Origin of the sequence: Streptomyces sp. NPDC101191 (genome assembly GCF_044767915.1) — a bacterium.
Taxonomy (GTDB): domain Bacteria; phylum Actinomycetota; class Actinomycetes; order Streptomycetales; family Streptomycetaceae; genus Streptomyces.
Genome location: NZ_JBIWOU010000003.1, coordinates 473,357 through 494,327 on the forward strand (window position 1 = coordinate 473,357; position 20,971 = coordinate 494,327).

General features: G+C 69.6%; 18 protein-coding genes. 10 read left to right on the top strand and 8 right to left on the bottom strand.

Annotation, left to right across the window (positions count from 1 at the left end):
• Positions 1-569: 569 nt before the first annotated feature.
• Positions 570-2,363, bottom strand: coding sequence for a chromosomal replication initiator protein DnaA (gene dnaA, locus ACIRQF_RS15355; protein ID WP_404092430.1), 1,794 nt, complete (start codon positions 2,361-2,363; stop codon positions 570-572).
• Positions 2,364-2,742: 379 nt separating this feature from the next.
• Between dnaA and rpmH the strand changes: the two genes are divergently transcribed.
• The 9 genes from rpmH to ACIRQF_RS15400 all read left to right on the top strand — a co-directional run bounded on the left by rpmH (position 2,743) and on the right by ACIRQF_RS15400 (position 9,554).
• Positions 2,743-2,880 carry a 50S ribosomal protein L34 gene (gene rpmH, locus ACIRQF_RS15360; protein ID WP_015659252.1) on the top strand — a complete coding sequence of 46 codons (138 nt, stop codon included), beginning with the start codon at positions 2,743-2,745 and terminating at the stop codon, positions 2,878-2,880.
• Positions 2,881-2,901: 21 nt separating this feature from the next.
• A complete protein-coding gene (gene rnpA, locus ACIRQF_RS15365) occupies positions 2,902-3,273 on the top strand; it encodes a ribonuclease P protein component (protein ID WP_376627302.1) in 372 nt (123 codons plus the stop codon).
• Entirely contained in the window at positions 3,270-3,596 is a 327-nt protein-coding gene (gene yidD / locus ACIRQF_RS15370) for a membrane protein insertion efficiency factor YidD (RefSeq protein ID WP_376627304.1), read from the top strand. The genes rnpA and yidD overlap by 4 nt, the downstream gene beginning before the upstream one ends.
• A gap of 3 nt (positions 3,597-3,599) precedes the next feature.
• Complete coding sequence (gene yidC / locus ACIRQF_RS15375) at positions 3,600-4,919, top strand: membrane protein insertase YidC (protein ID WP_404092433.1); 1,320 nt, start codon at positions 3,600-3,602, stop codon at positions 4,917-4,919.
• Between the two features lie 29 nt (positions 4,920-4,948).
• Positions 4,949-5,458 (top strand): protein jag, encoded by a 510-nt coding sequence (locus ACIRQF_RS15380; RefSeq protein ID WP_376627307.1) that lies wholly within the window; start codon positions 4,949-4,951, stop codon positions 5,456-5,458.
• Positions 5,459-5,574: 116 nt separating this feature from the next.
• Positions 5,575-6,291 carry a 16S rRNA (guanine(527)-N(7))-methyltransferase RsmG gene (gene rsmG / locus ACIRQF_RS15385; RefSeq protein WP_376627309.1) on the top strand — a complete coding sequence of 239 codons (717 nt, stop codon included), beginning with the start codon at positions 5,575-5,577 and terminating at the stop codon, positions 6,289-6,291.
• A 269-nt stretch (positions 6,292-6,560) separates the two neighbouring features.
• Positions 6,561-7,649: a ParA family protein gene (locus ACIRQF_RS15390; RefSeq protein WP_376627643.1), complete on the top strand. Its 1,089-nt coding sequence runs from the start codon at positions 6,561-6,563 to the stop codon at positions 7,647-7,649.
• The gene (locus ACIRQF_RS15395; protein ID WP_376627311.1) at positions 7,646-8,779 is read left to right on the top strand and encodes a ParB/RepB/Spo0J family partition protein; all 1,134 of its coding nucleotides are present in this window, start codon (positions 7,646-7,648) and stop codon (positions 8,777-8,779) included. The genes ACIRQF_RS15390 and ACIRQF_RS15395 overlap by 4 nt, the downstream gene beginning before the upstream one ends.
• A 157-nt stretch (positions 8,780-8,936) precedes the next feature.
• A complete protein-coding gene (locus ACIRQF_RS15400; RefSeq protein WP_376627313.1) occupies positions 8,937-9,554 on the top strand; it encodes a GNAT family N-acetyltransferase in 618 nt (205 codons plus the stop codon).
• A 78-nt stretch (positions 9,555-9,632) separates the two neighbouring features.
• Here ACIRQF_RS15400 and trxA read toward each other — a convergent pair whose 3' ends face one another.
• From trxA to ACIRQF_RS15435, 7 genes are all read right to left on the bottom strand, one after another.
• A complete protein-coding gene (gene trxA, locus ACIRQF_RS15405; RefSeq protein ID WP_376627315.1) occupies positions 9,633-9,968 on the bottom strand; it encodes a thioredoxin in 336 nt (111 codons plus the stop codon).
• A 45-nt stretch (positions 9,969-10,013) separates the two neighbouring features.
• The gene (gene trxB / locus ACIRQF_RS15410; protein WP_376627317.1) at positions 10,014-10,979 is read right to left on the bottom strand and encodes a thioredoxin-disulfide reductase; all 966 of its coding nucleotides are present in this window, start codon (positions 10,977-10,979) and stop codon (positions 10,014-10,016) included.
• A 127-nt stretch (positions 10,980-11,106) separates the two neighbouring features.
• On the bottom strand, positions 11,107-12,003 hold the full coding sequence (locus ACIRQF_RS15415) for a hypothetical protein (RefSeq protein WP_404092438.1): 897 nt from the start codon (positions 12,001-12,003) through the stop codon (positions 11,107-11,109).
• Positions 12,000-12,692, bottom strand: coding sequence for an RNA polymerase sigma factor SigM (sigM, locus tag ACIRQF_RS15420; RefSeq protein ID WP_376627645.1), 693 nt, complete (start codon positions 12,690-12,692; stop codon positions 12,000-12,002). The genes ACIRQF_RS15415 and sigM overlap by 4 nt, the downstream gene beginning before the upstream one ends.
• A 40-nt stretch (positions 12,693-12,732) precedes the next feature.
• Positions 12,733-14,445, bottom strand: coding sequence for a serine/threonine protein kinase (locus ACIRQF_RS15425; RefSeq protein ID WP_404092441.1), 1,713 nt, complete (start codon positions 14,443-14,445; stop codon positions 12,733-12,735).
• Between the two features lie 128 nt (positions 14,446-14,573).
• Positions 14,574-16,787 carry a murein biosynthesis integral membrane protein MurJ gene (gene murJ / locus ACIRQF_RS15430; protein ID WP_404092444.1) on the bottom strand — a complete coding sequence of 738 codons (2,214 nt, stop codon included), beginning with the start codon at positions 16,785-16,787 and terminating at the stop codon, positions 14,574-14,576.
• Between the two features lie 45 nt (positions 16,788-16,832).
• Positions 16,833-19,214 carry a DUF6049 family protein gene (locus ACIRQF_RS15435; RefSeq protein WP_404092447.1) on the bottom strand — a complete coding sequence of 794 codons (2,382 nt, stop codon included), beginning with the start codon at positions 19,212-19,214 and terminating at the stop codon, positions 16,833-16,835.
• A gap of 224 nt (positions 19,215-19,438) precedes the next feature.
• Here ACIRQF_RS15435 and ACIRQF_RS15440 point away from each other — a divergent pair, with 224 nt between their 5' ends.
• On the top strand, positions 19,439-20,884 hold the full coding sequence (locus tag ACIRQF_RS15440) for a CCA tRNA nucleotidyltransferase (protein ID WP_376627327.1): 1,446 nt from the start codon (positions 19,439-19,441) through the stop codon (positions 20,882-20,884).
• Positions 20,885-20,971: the final 87 nt, after the last annotated feature.

Consider the following 20,971-nt stretch of genomic DNA (forward strand, 5'->3'; position numbering starts at 1 on the left):
AACAGTGGACAGCGGTGTGGAGAAGCTGTGGGCAACCGCCCGCTCCCTGTGGGCCGCCCGTGGACAACCGCGCGGGACCCCTGTGGACGAAATTTTCATCCACAGCCTGTGGAGATCGTTTGCCAACAATTCCACACCCCTCTGACCTGGAGTGATGGGTTGTCACCAGGGCTGCCTGTGGATGCAATCCGGATAACTTGGCAGTCCCCACCCTGTGGACGGGAGATCATCCCCCAATCTGTGGAGAACCCGCCACCGGAACGGCGTAATCGAACACCCGGGACCGGGCCGGCGCCCGTCCATCGCCCCCCACAGCTGCCCGGGGACGCCGGAAGGACCCCTCGGGAACGCCCGACGACCCTCTCGGGAACGCCGAAAGAGCCCTCCCGGGAGCGCCGCAGGGCGGCTCCGGGAGCGCTGTCGTCGGGTGAGGGCACGGAGCGGCGCGGCTTCGGACTCGCCGAGGGCGGTGCCCCCGGGAACGCCGAAGGGCGCCCCGGGGAGGTGTCCCGGAGCGCCCTTCGACGTCCTCGGCGCCCTGCGGACGGCCGTCACGGCCTGCCGCGGGGTCAGCCGTTCTTGATGCGGTTGGTCAGCTCGGTGACCTGGTTGTAGATGGAGCGCCGCTCCGCCATCAGCGCGCGGATCTTGCGGTCCGCGTGCATGACCGTCGTGTGGTCGCGGCCGCCGAACTGCGCGCCGATCTTCGGCAGCGACAGGTCCGTGAGCTCACGGCACAGGTACATGGCGATCTGCCGGGCCGTGACCAGGACGCGGCTGCGCGAGGAACCGCAGAGGTCCTCCACCGTCAGGCCGAAGTAGTCGGCCGTCGCCGCCATGATGGCGCCGGCGGTGATCTCCGGCGCCGAGTCCTCGCCGCCAGGGATCAGGTCCTTGAGGACGATCTCGGTGAGCCCGAGGTCCACCGGCTGCCGGTTGAGGCTCGCGAAGGCGGTGACGCGGATGAGCGCGCCCTCGAGCTCACGGATGTTGCGCGAGATCCGCGAGGCGATGAACTCCAGCACCTCCGGCGGGGCGTTCAGCTGCTCCTGCACGGCCTTCTTGCGCAGGATCGCGATACGCGTCTCCAGCTCCGGCGGCTGCACGTCCGTGGTCAGACCCCACTCGAAGCGGTTCCGCAGCCGGTCCTCCAGGGTCACCAGCTGCTTCGGCGGCCGGTCCGAGGAGAGCACGATCTGCTTGTTCGCGTTGTGGAGGGTGTTGAAGGTGTGGAAGAACTCCTCCTGCGTCGACTCCTTGCTCGCGAGGAACTGGATGTCGTCGACGAGCAGGATGTCCACATCCCGGTAGCGCTTGCGGAACGCGTCGCCCTTGCCGTCACGGATCGAGTTGATGAACTCGTTCGTGAACTCCTCCGAGCTCACGTACCGCACCCGCGTGCCCGGGTAGAGGCTGCGCGCGTAGTGCCCGATCGCGTGGAGCAGATGGGTCTTGCCGAGCCCCGACTCCCCGTAGATGAACAGGGGGTTGTACGCCTTCGCCGGCGCCTCGGCCACGGCGACCGCCGCCGCGTGCGCGAAGCGGTTCGAGGAACCGATGACGAAGGTGTCGAAGAGGTACTTGGGGTTGAGGCGCGCGTGCTGCTCGCCGGGCGCGCCGGCTCCGGCGCCCTGGCCGGACGAGGAGCCGCCCATCCCCGGGCCGCCGCCCGCGGGGCCTCCGCCCATCCCGCCGGGACCCGGTCCGCCGGGCCGGGGACCCTGCGGCTCCGGCATCTCGCCGCGCTCGGGTCGCTGCGGCTGCTCGTACGGGGGGCGCTCGTCGTAGCGCGGCTGCGGGGGCTGCGGCCGGGCCGTCGCGTAGGGGTCGCGTTCCTGGAAGCCGCCGAGCCGCTGCTGCTGCCAGGAGAGGTCCTCCTGGGCGCGTGGCCAGGAACCCGGCTCGGGGCGCTGCTGGTACTCGCCTGGGTAGGCGGGGCGGGCGGTCGGCAGACCGTCGTCCGGCATCGGTCGCCCGTAGTCGTCGTACTTCTCGTACTTCTCGTACGAGCCGTAGGACTCCGCCGGCGGGCGCTCGTCGTAGCGCGGCTGCTGCGGCTGGGGCTGCTGCCGGACCGGCGGGGCGGGCTCGCCGACGGAGTCGTCGACGGTGATCGCGATCCGGATCGGCCGGCCGCAGGCGCGGGTGAGGGCCTCGCTGATCAGCGGGGCGAGGCGGCCTTCGAGAACCTGCTTGCCGTATTCGTTGGGAACGGCGAGCAGCGCGGTGTCGGCCACCAGGGCGAGCGGCTGGCAGCGCTCGATCCACTGCTTGTCCTTGGGCTCGATGCCCTGGCCGTCGCCGAGGAGCTGTTCCAGCACGCGCGGCCACACTGCGGCAAGATCGGCAGGTACGTCAGCCACGGGGCACGCTTCCTCGCAGGTCCCACGAATGTGTGGTTCTCGGGACGGTGGGTCGAAGTCCGTAAGGACAGGTAAGGACAGAACGGAAAAGACTGTGGAGTTCAGCCACGGTAGTCGGGGCGGCTGACGTGGTTCAAGTTGTTGTCCACAGCCTGTGCACAGTGGGCCTCGATGACCGGCCGGTTTGACCGGATGGCGTAGCCGCGCGTACCGTAACCAGGTCGAGTTGTCGATGGCTGCTGCCGCCTGCCTCCGATGGGCGAAGATCACCATATGTGATCGCGAAGCGGTGCACTCGGGCGTATGCGAGCTACTCGTGGGCGCACGGTGACAGCCAGGCGATGTCCCGCCACCAACGAATCATTTCTGGAGCCCCCGAGTGAGCAAGCGCACCTTCCAGCCGAACAACCGTCGTCGCGCGAAGACCCACGGCTTCCGCCTGCGCATGCGTACCCGTGCCGGCCGTGCCATCCTGGCGAACCGCCGTGCCAAGGGTCGCGCGAGCCTGTCCGCCTGATCTGACTAAACAGGTCATGACGTGCTGCCTACCGAGAATCGGCTGAGGCGGCGCGAGGACTTCGCGACCGCGGTACGCAGAGGACGTCGGGCCGGACGCCCGCTCCTCGTCGTCCATCTACGCAGCGGTGCAACGGACCCGCACGCGCCTGGGGAGAGCGCTCCCCCGACGCGTGCGGGTTTCGTCGTGAGCAAGGCAGTAGGCGGCGCGGTCGTCCGCAACCAGGTCAAGCGCCGCCTGCGCCATCTCGTGCGTGAGCGGCTCACCGAGCTGCCCCCCGGTAGCCTGGTGGTCGTACGGGCGTTGCCCGGAGCCGGTGACGCCGATCACGCACACCTGGCCCGAGACCTGGATGCCGCTCTCCAGCGGTTGCTGGGAGGGGGCACGCGATGAAGTACCCGCTGCTGGCTCTCATCAAGCTGTACCAGTGGACGATCAGCCCGCTCCTGGGCCCCGTCTGCCGGTATTACCCGTCGTGTTCCCACTACGGATTCACGGCCATCGACCGGCATGGCGCGATCAAGGGCACTGCCCTGACCGCCTGGCGCATCCTGCGGTGCAATCCGTGGTCGCCCGGCGGCGTGGACCATGTTCCCCCGCGTAAGCGGCCGCGCTGGCACGAGATGCTGCGTAACGCCCTGCGTGGAGACAAGGGCGGGTTCTCCGCCGAGACGAGCCCGGCCGCAGAGACCTCGCCCAATGCTCAAGGAGCCTGATTAGTGGACACGATTGCCAGTCTGTTCAGCTTCATCACCTGGCCCGTTTCCTGGGTCATCGTCCAGTTCCACAAGATGTACGGGGCGATCTTCGGCCCCGACACGGGCTGGGCCTGGGGTCTCTCCATCGTGTCCCTGGTGGTGCTGATCCGCATCTGCCTGATCCCGCTCTTCGTGAAGCAGATCAAGTCGACGCGGAACATGCAGGCGCTCCAGCCGAAGATGAAGGCGATCCAGGAGCGCTACAAGAGCGACAAGCAGCGTCAGTCCGAAGAGATGATGAAGCTGTACAAGGAGACGGGCACCAACCCGCTCTCCTCGTGCCTTCCCATCCTGGCGCAGTCGCCGTTCTTCTTCGCCCTGTACCACGTGCTGTCGGCCATCGCCAACGGCGAGACCATCGGCGTCATCAACCAGTCGCTGCTCGAGAGCGCCCGGCAGGCCCACATCTTCGGTGCCCCGCTGGCTGCCAAGTTCACGGACAGCGCTGTGGAGGCCCAGGCCCTCGGCGCCTCGATCACCGATGTGCGCGTCGTCACCGCGATCATGATCGTCATGATGTCGGCCTCGCAGTTCTTCACCCAGCGCCAGCTGATGATGAAGAACGTCGACCTCTCGGTGAAGACCCCGTACATGCAGCAGCAGAAGATGCTGATGTACATCTTCCCGCTGATCTTCGCCGGCATGGGCATCAACTTCCCCGTCGGTGTCCTCGTCTACTGGCTGACCACCAACGTGTGGACCATGGGCCAGCAGATGTACGTGATCAACCAGAACCCCACCCCGGGCAGCAAGGCCCAGGACGCCTACCTGCAGCGTCTGCTCAAGAACGTCAGCCAGCACGGTGAGGTTCGCGGCCGCCGCCGGAAGAACATCGTCAAGGCCATCGTCGCCAAGGGCGCCGACCGCAACGAGAACGAGCGCCGCTTCTTCGCGGGCCTGTCGAAGGCGGGCTTCGCGGCCCAGGCCGACGGCACCGTGATCAAGGGTGCGACCGTGACGGCAGAGGCGGAGGGCGGCGCTGCCGCCCGTCGCCAGCAGCCCAAGCGCCAGACCAAGTCCCAGCGTCAGGCCGCGGGTGGCCAGCATCCCTCGGATGCCAAGCCCGCGGACGACGAGAAGGCCGACGAGGTCGAGGACACGGCGGCTCCCTCGCTGGAGAAGAAGCCGCAGTCGCCGGCCACGGGCACCAAGGGTGGTACCCAGGGCGCGGATGAGAAGCCCGCGCGTCCGAGCCGTGCCAACTCCGGCGGCTCCCGCCAGGGCAAGTCCGGCCAGCGCAAGGGCCAGCAGCGGCCCAAGCACCCCTCCTCCAAGAAGTAAGCCTCCACGAAGCAAGAAGGAGTCCATCCGTGACGGAAGGCACCACCTCCGCCGCCGAGGGTGGCGACACCCTGACCCGCCTGGAGCAGGAGGGTGAGATCGCGGCCGACTACCTCGAGGGCCTGCTCGACATCGCCGACCTCGACGGTGACATCGACATGGACGTCGAGGCCGACCGAGCCTCGGTCTCGATCGTCAGCGAGGCCGGCAGCCGTGACCTGCAGAAGCTCGTCGGCCGCGACGGAGAGGTGCTGGAGGCCCTTCAGGAGCTGACGCGACTCGCCGTGCACCGGGAGACCGGTGACCGCAGCCGTCTGATGCTCGACATCGCGGGCTTCCGCGCCAAGAAGCGCACCGAGCTCGCCGAGCTGGGCGCCAAGGCCGCGGACGAGGTCAAGGCCTCTGGCGAGCCGGTCAAGCTGGACCCCATGACGCCGTTCGAGCGCAAGGTCGTGCACGACGCCGTCGCCGCCGCCGGTCTGCGCAGCGAGTCCGAGGGCGAGGAGCCGCAGCGCTTCGTCGTCGTGCTCCCTGCCTGAGCCCTCTCGTAATGTCGGCCCCGTCTGTTCGCAGGCGGGGCCGAACTTTGTCAGCCTGATAGTCAGCCACCCCGTGCGCTCGCACGGAACGCGTACGGTACGGAAGGACGGTCCCCGTGACGGAGGCAGCGGAGCTTCCCCAGGCGCCGGAGCAGGCGCAGACAGTCTTCGGCGAGTACTTCCCGGAGGCGGTTCGGTACGCGGAGCTCCTGGCGGACGCCGGGGTGAAGCGAGGTCTCATCGGCCCGCGCGAGGTTCCCCGTCTGTGGGAGCGGCACATTCTGAACTGCGCGGTGCTCTCCGAGGCCGTTCCCGAGGGCGTCACGGTCTGCGACGTCGGCTCCGGCGCCGGTCTGCCCGGTATCCCGCTGGCCCTGGTACGCCGTGATCTGAAGATCACGCTCCTGGAGCCGCTGCTCCGCCGGACGAACTTCCTCCAGGAAGCCGTGGAACTGCTCGGGCTCGACCATGTGACCGTGGTCCGCGGCCGTGCCGAGGAGATGCTGGGCAAGCTGCCGCCCGTGCACGTCGTGACCGCCCGGGCCGTGGCACCGCTCGACCGGCTGGCCGGCTGGGGGGTTCCGCTGCTCCGTCCCTACGGCGAGATGCTCGCGCTGAAGGGCGACACCGCCGAGGAGGAGATCGACGGAGCCCGCGCCGCGCTCTCCAAGCTCGGTGTGGTGGAGGCCTCCGTGCTGCACGTGGGCGAGGGGATCGTCGATCCGATGACCACGGTGGTCCGGGTCGAGTGCGGGGAGAGCCCCGGTGGTGTGAGGTTCGCCGCCAAGCGTGCCAAGGCAGCCCGGACCAGTCGGCCCCGCCGGCGCCGCTGAGCCCCTGCGGATCCGTCCCGCTGATCCGTACAAGCTGCGATACGTACAGATTTCGGAGTGTCGAGCAGCCGCGGCCCTGCAGCGCGTGCATCGTGTTTCACGTGAAACGTCGCTCACTGCTGCAGGGGATCATCAGCCGCGGCCGCGCGGCTGCCACGCCCTGGGACCGCAAGACCCCGACGAAACCCCCCGTGAGGGTTAAAGGGTTGTCCACAGAGGTGGATTCATCCACAGAACCACGGGCCTCGCTGGTTCACGACCCCGAAGGCATGGCAGGCTCTATCCATCGCGAGCCTGAAGCCGAGGAGAGTGAATCCTTGCGGTCCGACGCCAACATCGCGGGACCGATGACCGATCCGGTCCCCGGTCCCCGAACCGAATCGGTAGGGGCGGATGTTTCACGTGAAACACCGCCTCCGATGGACGACACCCCCATCGGCCGTGCTGCCCAGCTGGCCGTAGAGGCCCTGGGACGGGCCGGTGAGGGACTTCCTCGGCCTGCCCAGACCCGTGTGATGGTGGTCGCCAACCAGAAGGGCGGCGTGGGCAAGACGACCACGACGGTCAATCTGGCCGCCTCTCTCGCTTTGCATGGCGCCCGCGTCCTGGTCATCGACCTCGATCCGCAGGGCAACGCCTCCACGGCGCTCGGTATCGACCATCACGCCGAGGTCCCCTCGATCTACGACGTGCTGGTCGAGAGCAAGCCGCTTGCCGAGGTCGTCCAGCCCGTCCGGGACGTCGAGGGTCTGTTCTGCGCCCCTGCCACTATCGATCTCGCCGGTGCGGAGATCGAGCTGGTGTCGCTGGTGGCGCGTGAGAGCCGGCTCCAGCGTGCGATTCAGGCCTACGAGCAGCCGCTCGACTACATCCTGATCGACTGCCCGCCTTCGCTGGGCCTGCTGACGGTCAACGCCATGGTGGCGGGTGCCGAGGTGCTGATCCCCATCCAGTGCGAGTACTACGCGCTGGAGGGCCTGGGTCAGCTCCTGCGGAACGTCGACCTGGTGCGCGGACACCTCAACCCCGCGCTGCACGTCTCGACGATCCTGCTCACCATGTACGACGGCCGCACGAGGCTCGCCTCCCAGGTCGCCGACGAGGTGCGCAGCCACTTCGGCGAGGAGGTCCTCAGGACCAGCATCCCGCGCTCCGTGCGTATCTCGGAGGCACCGAGCTACGGCCAGACCGTGCTCACCTACGACCCGGGCTCCAGCGGTGCCCTGTCGTATCTCGAAGCGGCGCGCGAGATCGCCCTGCGCGGTGTCGATCTCAGCTATGACGCCAGTCAGGCCCACGGGGTCCACCCGCACATGGGTCACCAGAACAGCCAGCGAATGTCGGAGGGGATCCAGTGAGCGAGCGACGTAGGGGGCTGGGGCGTGGGCTCGGTGCGCTGATCCCCGCTGCTCCCCAGGAGCGACAGGTGCCTGCCGTCGGTGTCGGGGCCGCCCCTGCCGCGACGTCTGCCGGAACCGTCCCGGGAATGGGATCGGACCGAGGGGTGGCCGCGGCGAAGCTGGCCACCCTGCCGTCCAGCCCGCAGTCCCCCGACTCCGTGGTGCCGGCGCCGGAACCCGAGCCGCTGCCGGAGTCCCCCGCCGGTGCGCATTTCGCCGAGCTGCCGCTGGACTCCATCACGCCGAACCCGCGTCAGCCCCGTGAGGTGTTCGACGAGGACGCCCTGGCAGAGCTGATCACCTCCATCAAGGAGGTCGGTCTGCTCCAGCCGGTCGTCGTACGTCAGCTTGCTCCCGAGCGCTACGAGCTCATCATGGGCGAGCGCCGCTGGCGGGCCTGCCGTGAGGCCGGCCTGGAGCGGATCCCGGCGATCGTGCGGGCCACCGAGGACGAGAAGCTGCTCCTCGACGCCCTCCTGGAGAACCTGCACCGGGCGCAGCTGAACCCGCTGGAAGAGGCCGCCGCCTACGACCAGCTGCTCAAGGACTTCAACTGCACCCACGACCAGCTGGCCGACCGGATCGGGCGTTCGCGTCCGCAGGTCTCCAACACGCTGCGTCTGCTGCGTCTCTCACCGCCCGTGCAGCGCCGGGTCGCCGCCGGTGTCCTGTCGGCCGGTCACGCTCGTGCCCTGCTCTCCGTGGACGACCCGGAGACGCAGGACAAGCTCGCCTACCGGATCGTCGCCGAGGGCCTCTCGGTACGTGCGGTGGAGGAGATCGTCACGCTCATGGGCTCGGAGCCGTCCTCTGCGGTGAAGCCCAAGGGCCCGCGGGCGGGCGCCCGGGTCTCTCCGGCTCTGCGCGACCTCGCGACCCGGCTCTCGGACCGCTTCGAGACGCGGGTGAAGGTCGACCTCGGCCAGAAGAAGGGCAAGATCACCGTCGAGTTCGCCTCGATGGAGGATCTCGAGCGGATCCTCTCGACCCTGGCCCCGGGCGAGGGCCGCGTCATGGACCACGGGGGCGCCGAGCAGGACGGCCAGGAGGCCGCCGGCGACGAGGACGGGCACGGCTCCGAGGGCTGAGCTGCCTCTCATGCGTCCCCAGGGCGGGGCGTGTTCCAGCATTCATCGGAACACGCTCCGCCCTTTGCCTGTCTGCGGTATCGCCGCGATCGCCCCCTCGTTACGATTCTGGGAGGCGAATTCGTACAGCGATGGCCGAGGGAAGCGAGGAGCAGCCGTGGGGCGTCGGCTCGTACCGCTCACGCTGGACAACCTTCCGGATATCCCCAAGCGGTGTCGCTCCTGTGTGTTCTGGGAGCTCGATCCGGTCAGCGGTGAGGCCGCCGTGAAGGCCGGCCGCCCGGAGCTGGAGAAGGAGGCGTGGATCTCCGCCGTGCTCCTCGAATGGGGATCCTGTGGCCGGGTGGTCTACGTCGACGAAGTGCCCGTCGGCTTCGTGCTGTACGCGCCTCCGGCCTATGTGCCCCGCTCCACAGCTTTCCCCACGAGCCCGGTCGCCGCGGACGCGGTGCAGTTGATGACGGCCTGGATCATGCCCGGGTACCAGGGGCAGGGGCTGGGCCGGGTCATGGTGCAGACGGTGGCGAAGGATCTGCTGCGCCGGGGATTCAAGGCGATCGAGGCCTTCGGTGACGCCCGCTGGAAGGAACCGGCGTGTGTGCTGCCCGCCGAGCATCTGCTGGCTGTCGGATTCAAGACCGTGCGGCAGCATCCGACCTTCCCCCGGCTACGGCTGGAGTTGAGGACGACGCTCTCGTGGAAGGAGGATGTCGAGTTGGCTCTCGACCGCCTCCTGGGTGCCGTGCAGAAGGAGCCGGTCCTGCGGCCCCTCTGACACCGTCCGGCAGACGACAGCGGCCCGCCCCCTCGTCAGGGGCGGGCCGCTGTTGTTTCACGTGAAACGGCGGGAGCGTCAGGCCTTGGCCTCGACGAAGCCCTCCAGGTCGCGCAGCAGTGCGGCCTTCGGCTTGGCACCGACGATGGTCTTCACGACCTCGCCGCCCTGGTAGACGTTCAGGGTCGGGATGGACATGACGCCGTACTTGGCGGCCGTGCCCGGGTTCTCGTCGATGTTGAGCTTCACGATGGTGATCTCGGGGTGCTCGGAGGCGATGGCCTCCAGCGACGGGGCGATCTGGCGGCACGGGCCGCACCACTCGGCCCAGAAGTCCACGAGAACGGGCTTCTCGCTCTTGAGGACCTTCTCCTCGAAGTCAGCGTCAGTAGCGGTAACAGTGGCGCCGGCCACGGCGGCCTCCTTGATTCGCGGGGTGGGGTGGGGGATGCGTAGGGGTCAGACCGCGGGGGTCTCGGCGAGCTTCTCGCTGTCGGCGAGGGCGGCCAGGAAGCGCTCGGCGTCGAGCGCGGCGGAGCAGCCGGTGCCGGCGGCGGTGATCGCCTGGCGGTAGGTGTGGTCGACGACGTCGCCGGCGCCGAAGACACCCGTGAGGTTGGTACGCGTCGACGGGGCGTCGACCTTGAGGTAGCCCTCCGCGTCGAGGTCCAGCTGGCCCTTGAAGAGCTCGGTCCGCGGGTCATGGCCCACGGCGATGAAGAGGCCGGTCACCGGGAGCTCGCTGGTCTCGCCGGTCTTGGTGTTGCGCAGGGTCAGACCGGTGAGCTTCTGCTCTCCGTGGACCTCGGCGACCTCGCTGTCCCAGGCGAACTTGATCTTCGGGTCGGCGAAGGCGCGCTCCTGCATCGCCTTGGAGGCACGCAGGGAGTCGCGGCGGTGGACGATGGTGACCGACTTGGCGAAGCGCGAGAGGAAGGTCGCCTCCTCCATCGCGGTGTCGCCGCCGCCGACCACGGCGATGTCCTGGTCCCGGAAGAAGAAGCCGTCGCAGGTGGCGCACCAGGAGACACCGCGGCCCGAGAGGGTGTCCTCGTTCGGCAGGCCGAGCTTCCGGTGCTGGGAGCCGGTCGTGACGATGACGGCCTTGGCGCGGTAGACGTTGCCGGCGGTGTCCGTGACCGTCTTGATCTCGCCCGTGAGGTCCACGGCGACGATGTCGTCCGGCACCAGCTCGGCGCCGAAGCGCTCGGCCTGTGCCCGCATGTTGTCCATGAGGTCCGGGCCCATGATGCCGTCACGGAAGCCGGGGAAGTTCTCCACCTCGGTCGTGTTCATCAGGGCACCGCCGGCGGTGACGGCACCCTCGAACACGAGCGGCTTCAGCGACGCGCGGGCCGTGTAGAGCGCAGCGGTGTAACCCGCGGGCCCGGAGCCGATGATGATCACGTTACGGACGTCGCTCACGGGTTTCTTCCTCGTCTCTGCAGACTGCCTACTGCCTACGTGGGGGCGATCGGTCGGTCACTCTCACCCCACCCAACCGATCCTACGGGGCGAGCATTCCCGAGACCGCCGCCGTCCGCGTGGCGAGTCAGGAGCGAGGGACGGACTCCTGGAGCAGGACCTCGGCCTTGCCGTTCCCGCCGTCCGAGGCACAGGAGGCGTCGAGCACATAGGCCTGGACCCGGGTGCCGTCCTTTGTGTCGGGGAGGACGACCAGATAGGCCGGCGTTCCCTGGTAGTCACCCTGCTGGAAGGCGATCGCGGCGTCGGCGCGTCCGGTGCCGGCCTGGACACATGCGGGCAGGGTGGCACCCGTCATCCGCTCCTGCCCGTCTCCGCCGCTCTCGGCGGTGAGAGGTGCGGGCGTTCCGTTTCGGTCCCGGGGTGCCTGGAAGGTGTGGTTCTGGCTCAGGAGGGCATGCACGGTGGAGTCGACGGGCCGGCCGTCGAACCGGGCGTCGGCCTTGGCGGCGGTCACGTCGGACTTCTTGTCCGCGCCCGCGCCGACATCCAGACCACCCGACTGAACGAGGAAAAGACCGAGCCCCAGGGCCGCGGCTCCGCAGGCGGCGCCGACGGCGGCGAGCCGGCGGCGGGACCTGCGGGGACGTCCGGGGCCTGTGGCCGCGGCAGGGCGCCCGGCCGGCCGATCGGAAGCGGGAGCGGGGGCCGGAGCGGGGCGGCTCGGAGATGTTTCACGTGAAACACGCGCGTCGGCATCCGGCGCGGTGGCGCTCAGCAGGGCTTCGGCCGCGAGCGCGGCGTCGATCCGCCCGGCGATCTCGGCGGGCATCCTGGGCGGCCCCGGAAGGGTGCCCAGCAGCCCCCGGATCTCCTCCAAAGAGGTGCGGACGTCCGTGCACAGGGAACAGGAGTCCACGTGCTGCCGCACGGTCGCGCTACGGGACGGCGAGAGCAGCCCCTCGGTGAGGTCGGAGATCTCCGAGACGTCCGGGTGCTGAGTCGTGTCGGCCGTGGAAGTCACGTGCGCCCACCTCCGCCCTTCACAGCAGCTGGATTACTCGGTCCGGTATCCGTCGGTCCCGGCACCACTGGGACGGATGCCCCCGGCGTCCGGTTCCTTCCCCGGTCCGGGCCCTCGTTACCCACCGTGTCATCGCGCAGATGAGTGAGCATCGGAAGGAGCCGCGCCCGCCCACGCGCGCAACGGCTCTTCACGGTCCCGGTGGGGACATCGAGGATACGAGCGGCCTCGGCGACCGGGTATCCCTGCATGTCGACGAGGACGAGCGCCGCCCGCTGCTCCGCCGGGAGTGTGGCGAGCGCTCCCAGAAGCTGGCGGTGAAGATCCTGGCGCTCGGCAGGAGCCTCGGCCGACTCGGCCGGTTCGAGGAGCTGCTCGAACCGGGCGGTGTCGTCCATCGGCGAGGTCTTGCGCGAGGCGGCCTTGCGTGCGCGGTCGAGGCAGGCGTTCACCGTGATGCGGTGCAGCCAGGTCGTGACGGCCGACTGGCCACGGAAGGTATGCGCTGCCCGGAACGCCGACACGAGGGCGTCCTGGACGGCGTCAGCGGCCTCCTCGCGGTCTCCCAGGGTCCGCAGGGCCACGGCCCAGAGCCGGTCCCGGTGGCGCCGCACGAGCTCACCGAAGGCGTCCGGATCGCCGGCCACGTGGCAGGCCAGCAGTTCCTGGTCGCTGCGCTTGTCGCCCATGGCGTCGTCCAACGGTGAGCCCCTCCCCCCGGGTGTGACGTCAGCTGGTGATCTTGATGTTCGAGATCTCGCCCCGGTAGCCGTCTCCGCCCGAGGGCAGATCCGTCAGCCAGACGAGAACGTAGCGCGTCTTCAACGGCTTGCCGGGAACGAGATCCACTTGGACCCCCTGACTCGCGGTCTGCTGGGTGAAGTCGCCCAGTTGGCTCGGCTGCGACGAGAAGTTCTCCGGAGTCGTCCGCAACTCGACCGACGTGACGCCGTTGAACGAGACCTCGACCTTGCCGACCTGCTGGACCTTGCCGAGATCGAGGATGATCCCGACCCCGTCCTTCAGGTTGCCGAACTTCGAGTACCCCTTGTAGCTGCTCGTCGTCCACGACGTGCTCGGGTCGTTGTCGTAGGCGTTCTTTATGTCCTGGGGGTTCTCGCCGCCATCGCTGCCCTGCGGATCGAAGTCGCGCGCATCCGCGATCGCGACCGGCTTCCCGTCCGCCTTCGGCTCCTTGTTGTCCTCGTCCGGCGGCAACTGCTGGGTCGGCGGGGTCTCGTTCGCCTTGCTCTGGTTCAGGAGCCGGTCCGCGATCTGCCAGCTGCCGAGGCCCAGGGCGGCGATGAGCAGGGCCGAGACGGCCCACTTCAGTGCCTTGCCCGTACGACTCTGCAGCGGAGGCGGAGGAGTCACGATCTGCTGGGTCGCAGCGGGGTGCGGCTGAGGCCGCCCGTAGGTGCCCTGCTGGTACGTGGTGCGCTGGTACTCCGGCGGCGCGGGCAGCGGGAACTCCGGCTCGGGCGGGCGGATGCGCGGCATCGCCGCGACCGCCTTGGCCAGCTCGTCCGGGGTGGTACAGGGCGGCTCCTGGCGCGAGGCCGTGGCCCCGTCGTTCGCCAGGGCCCGCATGGCGATCTCCGAGAGGCCCCGGTGGACGCCCGCGCGTACCTGGTCGGGGGGAAGGAGCCCGACCCCCTTGGGAAGGCCGGAGAGGCCGTAGGCGTCGTTCTCGTACGGCCACCGCTGGGTGAGTGCCGCGTAGAGGAGGGCACCGATCGCCTCGGTGTCCGTCCGCTGCGGACGCTCGGCGCTGATGCCGCGAAGGGCGGCGTTCACGGCGAGTCCTCGGATGCGGTACTGACCGGTGGAGCTGCGCAGCACCGCGCTCGGCGTGAGCCGGAGGTGCGAGAGCCCCTCACGGTGGGCGGCCGCCATGGCCCCGGAGACCTGGGTGACGAGCTGGTAGGCGTCGTGCGGCTCCATGGGGCCGGCCGCGAGCAGCGCGGTCAGCTCCGTGGAGTCGGGCAGCCACTCGTGCACCACGTAGACGAGATCGTTCTCCTCGACGGCGTCGAGGACCTGCACGAACCGCGGGTCGCCGAGGAGCGCCGCGGAACGTGCGGCCGCGAGCACGGAGCGGGCGCGGGCGTGGTCGGCCGGCAGGATGTGCACCCCGACGGCCCGCCGCAGCTTCTCGTCCACGGCACGCCAGCTGCTGAATCCGTCCAGACGGGTGACACACTCCTCCAGCCGGTACCGCCTCGCCAGCTTGTGGCCGCTGTGCAGCTCAGGTGCCGTGATGGAGGGTTGTTCGCCGTTCTGTCGTTCGACCGCCTTGCTCTCCGTGGCCTCGGCGGCCGGTGCCGCCTTCTTCTGCGCTTCCGCCACCCCGTCGGTCGCGGCCTTCTCCGCCTTGGCGGTCAGCGGGTCGTCACCGCTGTTGTCGGCCACGTCGACGGCAGCCGTGCTACGTTCCGCCACCGTCGTTCCTGCCTCCCCATCCGTTGCGCCACATCCAACAGCCATGCCAATTGTGCCCACAGTCCGGCGCTATGCACGACACGCGGGGGGAGCCGATGGTTGTGCGAACCCCGCGAGCCGTGTTCCGACTAGCGTCCCAGGCGTCCGCGGACCATACCCACCATGGAGTTGAGCTCCGCGATCCGCATGCGCTTCGCCGCGACGAAGAAGACTCCGAGCAGCACCGCCCCGCCGACGACGAGGGCGACGAGCGAACCCAGGGCGCCCTCGCCGAGCAGCTTCAGAAGGGCGAAGCCGACGGCTCCGGACACGACCGCGGCCGGCAGCGAGGCCAGGCACAAGCGCGCGTAGGTGCGCAGCACATGGGCGCCGTCGAGGTCGCCGCCCAGGCGGTTGCGCAGTCGGCGCCAGGCGACGCCGACACCGACCGCGTAGGCCAGACCGTAGGACGCGGCCATGCCGACCACGGCCCACTGGGCCGGCAGCAGTACGTAACAGGCCGCGGAGGCGGCCGCGTTGACCGCCGCGACGATGACGGTGTTGTAGAAGGGCGTGCGGGTGTCCTCGTAGGCGTAGAAGCCACGGAGCACGACGTACTGCACGGAGTAGGGGATCAGGCCGAGGCCGAAGGCCATCAGGATGAAGCCCATGCCCTGGGCGGCCTCGACGCCGCTGGAGGCGTAGAGCAGGGTGCACATCGGGACACCGAGCGCCAGGAACGTGAAGGCGACCGGGACGATCGCCACGGCCGAGTTGCGCAGGCCCTGCGAGATGTCGTCGCGGACGGCGCCCGGGTCGTTGTCGGAGGCGGCGCGGGAAATGCGCGGCAACAGAGCGGCCATGACCGAGACGGTGATGATGGCCTGCGGCATGCCCCAGATGAGCTGCGCGTTGGAGTAGGCGAGGAAGCCGGCACCGTTCTTCCCGGACTCCTCACCGGCCGCGGTGGCGAGCTGGGTGACGACCAGGACACCGGCCTGGTTGGCGAGCACGAACAGGACGGTCCACTTGGCCAGCTTGACGGTCTTGCCGAGCCCGTGGCCCTTCCAGTCGAAGCGCGGCCGGAAGCGGAAGCCGGTCTCGCGCAGGTAGGGGATCATCGCCAGGGCCTGGACGGCCAGGCCGAGCAGGGTACCGATGCCGAGCAGCCGGACGCCCTCGTCGGGGATGGTCGTGACGCCCATGTGGGACTCGGCGGACGTGCCGTAGACCCAGATGAAGAGGCCGAAGGTGGAGATCATCACGATGTTGTTGAGGACCGGGGTCCACATCATCGCGCCGAACTTGCCGCGGGCGTTGAGGATCTGACCCATCACCACGTGCACACCCATGAAGAAGATGGTGGGCAGGCAGTAGCGGGCGAAGGTGACGGCGACGCTGTTGGCCGCCGCGTCGTCCGCGATGGTGTTCGACATCAGCCGGATCAGTAGCGGGGCGGCGAACACGGCGATGGCGACGATCGCGCCGAGCGCGACCATGACGAGGGTGAGCAGCCGGTTGGCGTAGGCCTCGCCGCCGTCCTCGTCGTTCTTCATCGAGCGGACCAGCTGCGGCACGAAGACCGAGTTGAGGCCACCGCCGACGGTGAGGATGTAGATCATCGTCGGCAGGGTGTAGGCGACGGTGAAGGTGTCACCGAGCAGTGCGGCGCCGAGGGCACCGGTGATCACCAGGCTGCGGACGAAGCCGGTGAGGCGGGAGACGAGGGTGCCGGCCGCCATCACGGCGCTCGACCTGAGCAGCCCTGAGGCACGGCCGGCCTTCTTCGGGGCGGGCGCGGGCATGGGGTCGGGCTCCGGGGACGGCGGGGGCACCTGGCCGGACGTCTGCTGGTCCCGGTAGAGGTGGGCGAAGGCGTCGGGCTCCGGGTCCTCCTCCCCCGCGTGGGTCACGAGGTCGTCGACACCGGTGAACTGGACCGTGCGGGCGTCGTCGCCGTACGGCAGATGGCGGGAGGGGCCGTCGGGCTCGGGAGCCGGCGTCTGCGCCCAGACGCGGGGGTCCGGGGCGTGCGGGGGGACGGTCGGCTGCTGGTAGAGCGGCTGCGGTTCCGCGTAGGTGCCGGGCGGGGGCGGCGGGTGCGCGGCGCGGTCGTAGAGCGCTTCGTTCACCGGGTCCTGGGCGGACAGGTCCCGCGCCTGGTAGGGGTCGTGGGCGTAGGCGTCCTGGACGTACGGGTCCTGGGCGTACGGGTTCTGCGGATCCGGTGCGTACGGGTCAGGAGCGGCCTGCTGATGCGGCGGCACCGGCGCGGGGCCGGGTGCCGGTGCCGCGGGCGTGCCACCGGACGGCGGGGTGCCGCCCGCGCCCTGGCCGCGGTCACCGTCGTACGGCGCGTTCATGGTTACCCCACCTCATCGTCCCCGGCCGACCGGCCACGACATCGCTCAACGGTCCACTTTCTCACCCGGGCCGGACGGGTCGCCGCTTTCGGACCCGGTGTCCGGTGTCGGGTCACTCGGCTGCACGGAATCCGTCCGGGTCTCGTCCGGCGCGTCCCCGGTCATGGCCTCCGAGCCGCTTCCGGCCTCGGTGTCGCCCTCGGCCCCGGGGTCGGCCTCGCCCTCGTTCGCCTCGCTCTCGGCCTCCGCCTCGGCATTCCGGGCGGCGGCGCGCTTGCGCTGGCTGTACATCCGGATGCCGGCCAGGACGAGCAGGAGCACACCGCCGGCGATCACGAGCATCACCGTGGGGGTGATCTCGGAGACCTTCACGGTGAACCTCATCGGGGCACCGTAGGGCGTGCCGTCCTCGGTGAAGAGCTGGGCCGTCATCGGGACCGGCCCGTTGGCGTTGGCCGAGGCGGGGAACTTCACCGACTGGCTGTGGCCGCCGTCGATCTTCACGGGCAGCTCGGCGAAGGACTCGCCGTCGAACTGCAGACGCGTCCGGTTGCCGGAGGTCAGCCGCAGCACCAGCTGGTCCACGCCCTGGAGCAGCTTGTTCTGCACGGTCACGGGGATGGTGGCGCTGCGACCGGACAGGGTGAGGTCCGACTTCTCGATCAGCTGCACCTCCTCCGTGAGGTCGCGCAGGTAGATCATGACCTCCTGGCGGTACAGCGCCGCTGAGGGGGCCTCGCCGCGCCACGAGGTCGACATCTGCCGACTGATCGCGTTGGTGAAGGGCGGCACCACACGGTCCGGGGCGCTCAGGATCACCTTGAAGTCGTCCAGCTGGTCCCGGGTGTCCTTCATCTGGCGGAAGGCCTCGGTCGACAGCTCCTGGGCGCGCAGCTTCCTCGGGTAGGAGCCGCTGCCCGGAACCCGCTGCGACGCGTCCGGGTCCGGCTGGGCCACTGCCGCGGCCAGCAGGTCCTGCGGCTGCGTCCAGCGGCCCGCGGACAGACCCTTCAGCCCCGCCGCCATGCTGTGTGCCTGCGCGGTGGTGGGCATGCGCTGCGGGGCGACCACGACGCTGCGCTGCTTCTCCGGCATCTCCAGGGTGGTCGCGAGGGACTGGGCCAGGAAGGCCTGGACCGCCAGGGTGGAGTTCTCGGCCCGGATCAGGTCGCCCTGGAAGGCCTTGGAGAGGGTGGCGTCGCTGACGATCGCGGTGGTGCCGCCGGCGATCGGGCGGGCCGAGGTCGGGGTGTACGAGAGGTCGTCGCGGAAGCTGTCGCTGCGGGCGATCACGTTGCGTGCGCCGGCGGAGGTGGCGACGTCCATGACGGACGGGTCCACGGCGCCGTCGACGGGCCAGGAGAAGTCGGTGGACGGCTTCACGTGGAGCACGGTCTCGACGGTGGACGCGGCCAGCGCGGTCGCCTGCTGCAGGTGGCTGAGGGAGCCGGGGACCTCCTTGCCGTGGTGGGCGAGGGAGGCCAGGTCGGGGTCGGCGAAGGGGAGGGCGACCACCTTGTGGCCCTGTACGGCCTTCTCCAGGGCGTCCAGCCAGCGCTCGGCCACGGCCTGGTTCCGGCCCGGCACCTCGGTCGTCCCGCTCTTCACCCGGTACGGCCCGGTCATGGCGTCGACGCTGGCGAGCAGGTCCGGGTCGATCACCCAGGTGACCGGGAGGTCCTTGCCGAGCGCGACCATCTCGTGGAGCCGGCCGCCCGGGGCGAGCTCCGTGGCCAGGTCGTCGTTCTCGAAGACCGGGGTCTGCTGCTGGTTCGCGCCCGTCTCGGCGGAGACATGGGTCGTGGAGATCAGCGGCCAGAGGTACGAGAGCTGGGTCTTCTTCTCGGTGTCCTCGGGCTCGTACGGCAGGAAGGTGCGCTCGATGCCGAGGACTCGGTCGTAGGACTGGCTAGCGGTCTGGCCCGTGAGGGAGACCCCCAGCTGATAGACCCCCTCGTCGTCCAGGCCCAGCTTGGAGACGGGAACGGTGAGCGTGAAGTCCTTGCTCAGTCCTGCGCCCAGCCTGGGGATGGCGACGCTGTAGGGCTTGCCGAGCGGGGCCGGGTCGCGGCCGTCGCGGTAGGCGCCGCTGCGGCCGATGTCCTCGATCTCGCTGCGGCTGGTCATCCGCGGGCCGACCCGGAGGTCGACCGTGGCGTTGGTCACCGCCTGCTTGCCCTCGTTGGTGACCGTTCCCGTGATGGTGAGCGTGTCACTCTCCACCGGGGCGCTCGGCGCCAGTGTGTCGAGAGACACCTCCACCGACCCCGATCCGCTCGCCTTCTGGGCGGCTTCGGCAGTGGGGGCGGTCACACCCTGGAGAAGCCCGGCCAGGAGCGGAACCGCGACGGCGAGGGAGGCCGTGCGCCGCAGCCAGCGGCGGGCAGGTGAGGGCACGGTCCCCTGAATAGCTGCCGCCTCGGCCACGCGTCGCCCGTCCTCGTCGTTGTCTGTGGTGTCAGTGGTGTCGGTGGTTCCCGGTTGCTGTGTCCAGGCATGGTAACGAGGCACGCGGCGGCCAAGTGCCGGGGACTGCTCCAGGCGATGGCGGCCAGGGCGCCGAGATGCACCGGAGGCGACCGGAGCCACGCGCGTGGGCCGTGGGAAAACGGGGACGTCGTGGTGAGCCGGGGCACGTACCCTTTTCTGTTGTGCCGAACGCCAACGAAGACACCCCGACTGCACTGAGCCAGGTGCAACGCCGCGCGGTCAGTGAACTGCTGCGTGTGTCCCCTGTCGCCGACGACCTCGCCCGCCGCTTCAAGGCCGCCGGGTTCAGCCTCGCGCTGGTCGGAGGCTCGGTACGTGACGCCCTCCTCGGCCGTCTCGGCAACGACCTGGACTTCACCACCGACGCCCGCCCCGAGGACGTTCTGAAGATCGTCCGGCCCTGGGCCGAGGCCGTCTGGGAGGTCGGGATCGCCTTCGGTACGGTCGGCTGCCAGAAGGACGGCTACCAGGTGGAGGTCACCACCTACCGCTCGGAGGCGTACGACCGCACCTCCCGCAAGCCTGAGGTCTCCTACGGCGACTCCATCGAGGAGGACCTGGTCCGGCGCGACTTCACCGTCAACGCCATGGCCGTGGCACTCCCGGAGAAGGAGTTCATCGATCCGCACGGCGGTCTCGAGGACCTGGCCGAGCGCGTGCTGCGCACCCCGGGGACCCCGGAGGAGTCCTTCTCCGACGACCCGCTCCGCATGATGCGCGCCGCGCGCTTCGCCGCGCAGCTGGACTTCGAGGTCGCTCCCGAGGTCGTCACGGCGATGACGGAGATGTGCGACCGGCTGGAGATCGTCTCCGCCGAGCGCATCCGTGAGGAGTTCAACAAGCTCCTGCTCTCCGCCCACCCCCGCAAGGGCCTCGGGCTGCTCACCGACACGGGTCTCGCGGCCCATGTGCTGCCGGAGCTGCCGGCGCTGCGTCTGGAGAACGACGAGCACCACCGGCACAAGGACGTCTACGAGCACTCGCTGACCGTCCTCGACCAGGCCATCGACTTGGAGGAGAGCGGCCCGGACCTGGTGCTGCGCCTCGCGGCCCTGCTCCACGACATCGGCAAGCCGCGCACCCGCCGTTTCGAGAAGGACGGCCGGGTCTCCTTCCACCACCATGAGGTGGTCGGCGCGAAGATGACGAAGAAGCGCATGACGGCGCTCAAGTACTCCAACGAGATGATCAAGGACGTCTCGCGTCTGGTGGAGTTGCACCTTCGCTTCCACGGCTATGGCACGGGTGAGTGGACCGACTCGGCCGTCCGGCGTTATGTGCGGGACGCGGGACCGCTGCTCTCCCGACTCCACAAGCTGACCCGCTCCGACTGCACCACGCGCAACAAGCGCAAGGCTGCTGCGCTCTCCCGTGCCTATGACGGCCTGGAGGAGCGCATCGCGCAGCTGCAGGAGCAGGAGGAGCTGGACTCGATCCGCCCCGACCTCGACGGCAACGAGATCCAGGAGATCCTGGGCATCCGTCCCGGGCCTGCGGTCGGCCAGGCGTACAAGTTCCTGCTGGAGCTGCGGCTGGAGAACGGCCCGATGGACCACGACGACGCCGTCGCCGCGCTCAAGGAGTGGTGGGCGGACCAGAGCGCCTGACGCCGGTGTTTCACGGTCGATGTTTCACGTGAAACATCGACCCTGGAACGCATCGGCAGGCACGTTCGGCAAGGGGTGATGTTTCAC

Excerpts from the sequence above, each read along its gene's own strand:
- sigM (WP_376627645.1), bottom strand. The coding sequence starts at position 12,692 with ATGGGCGACAAGCGCAGCGACCAGGAACTGCTGGCCTGCCACGTGGCC.
- yidD (WP_376627304.1), top strand. The coding sequence starts at position 3,270 with ATGAAGTACCCGCTGCTGGCTCTCATCAAGCTGTACCAGTGGACGATC.
- murJ (WP_404092444.1), bottom strand. The coding sequence starts at position 16,787 with ATGAACGCGCCGTACGACGGTGACCGCGGCCAGGGCGCGGGCGGCACC.
- ACIRQF_RS15390 (WP_376627643.1), top strand. The coding sequence starts at position 6,561 with ATGGCAGGCTCTATCCATCGCGAGCCTGAAGCCGAGGAGAGTGAATCC.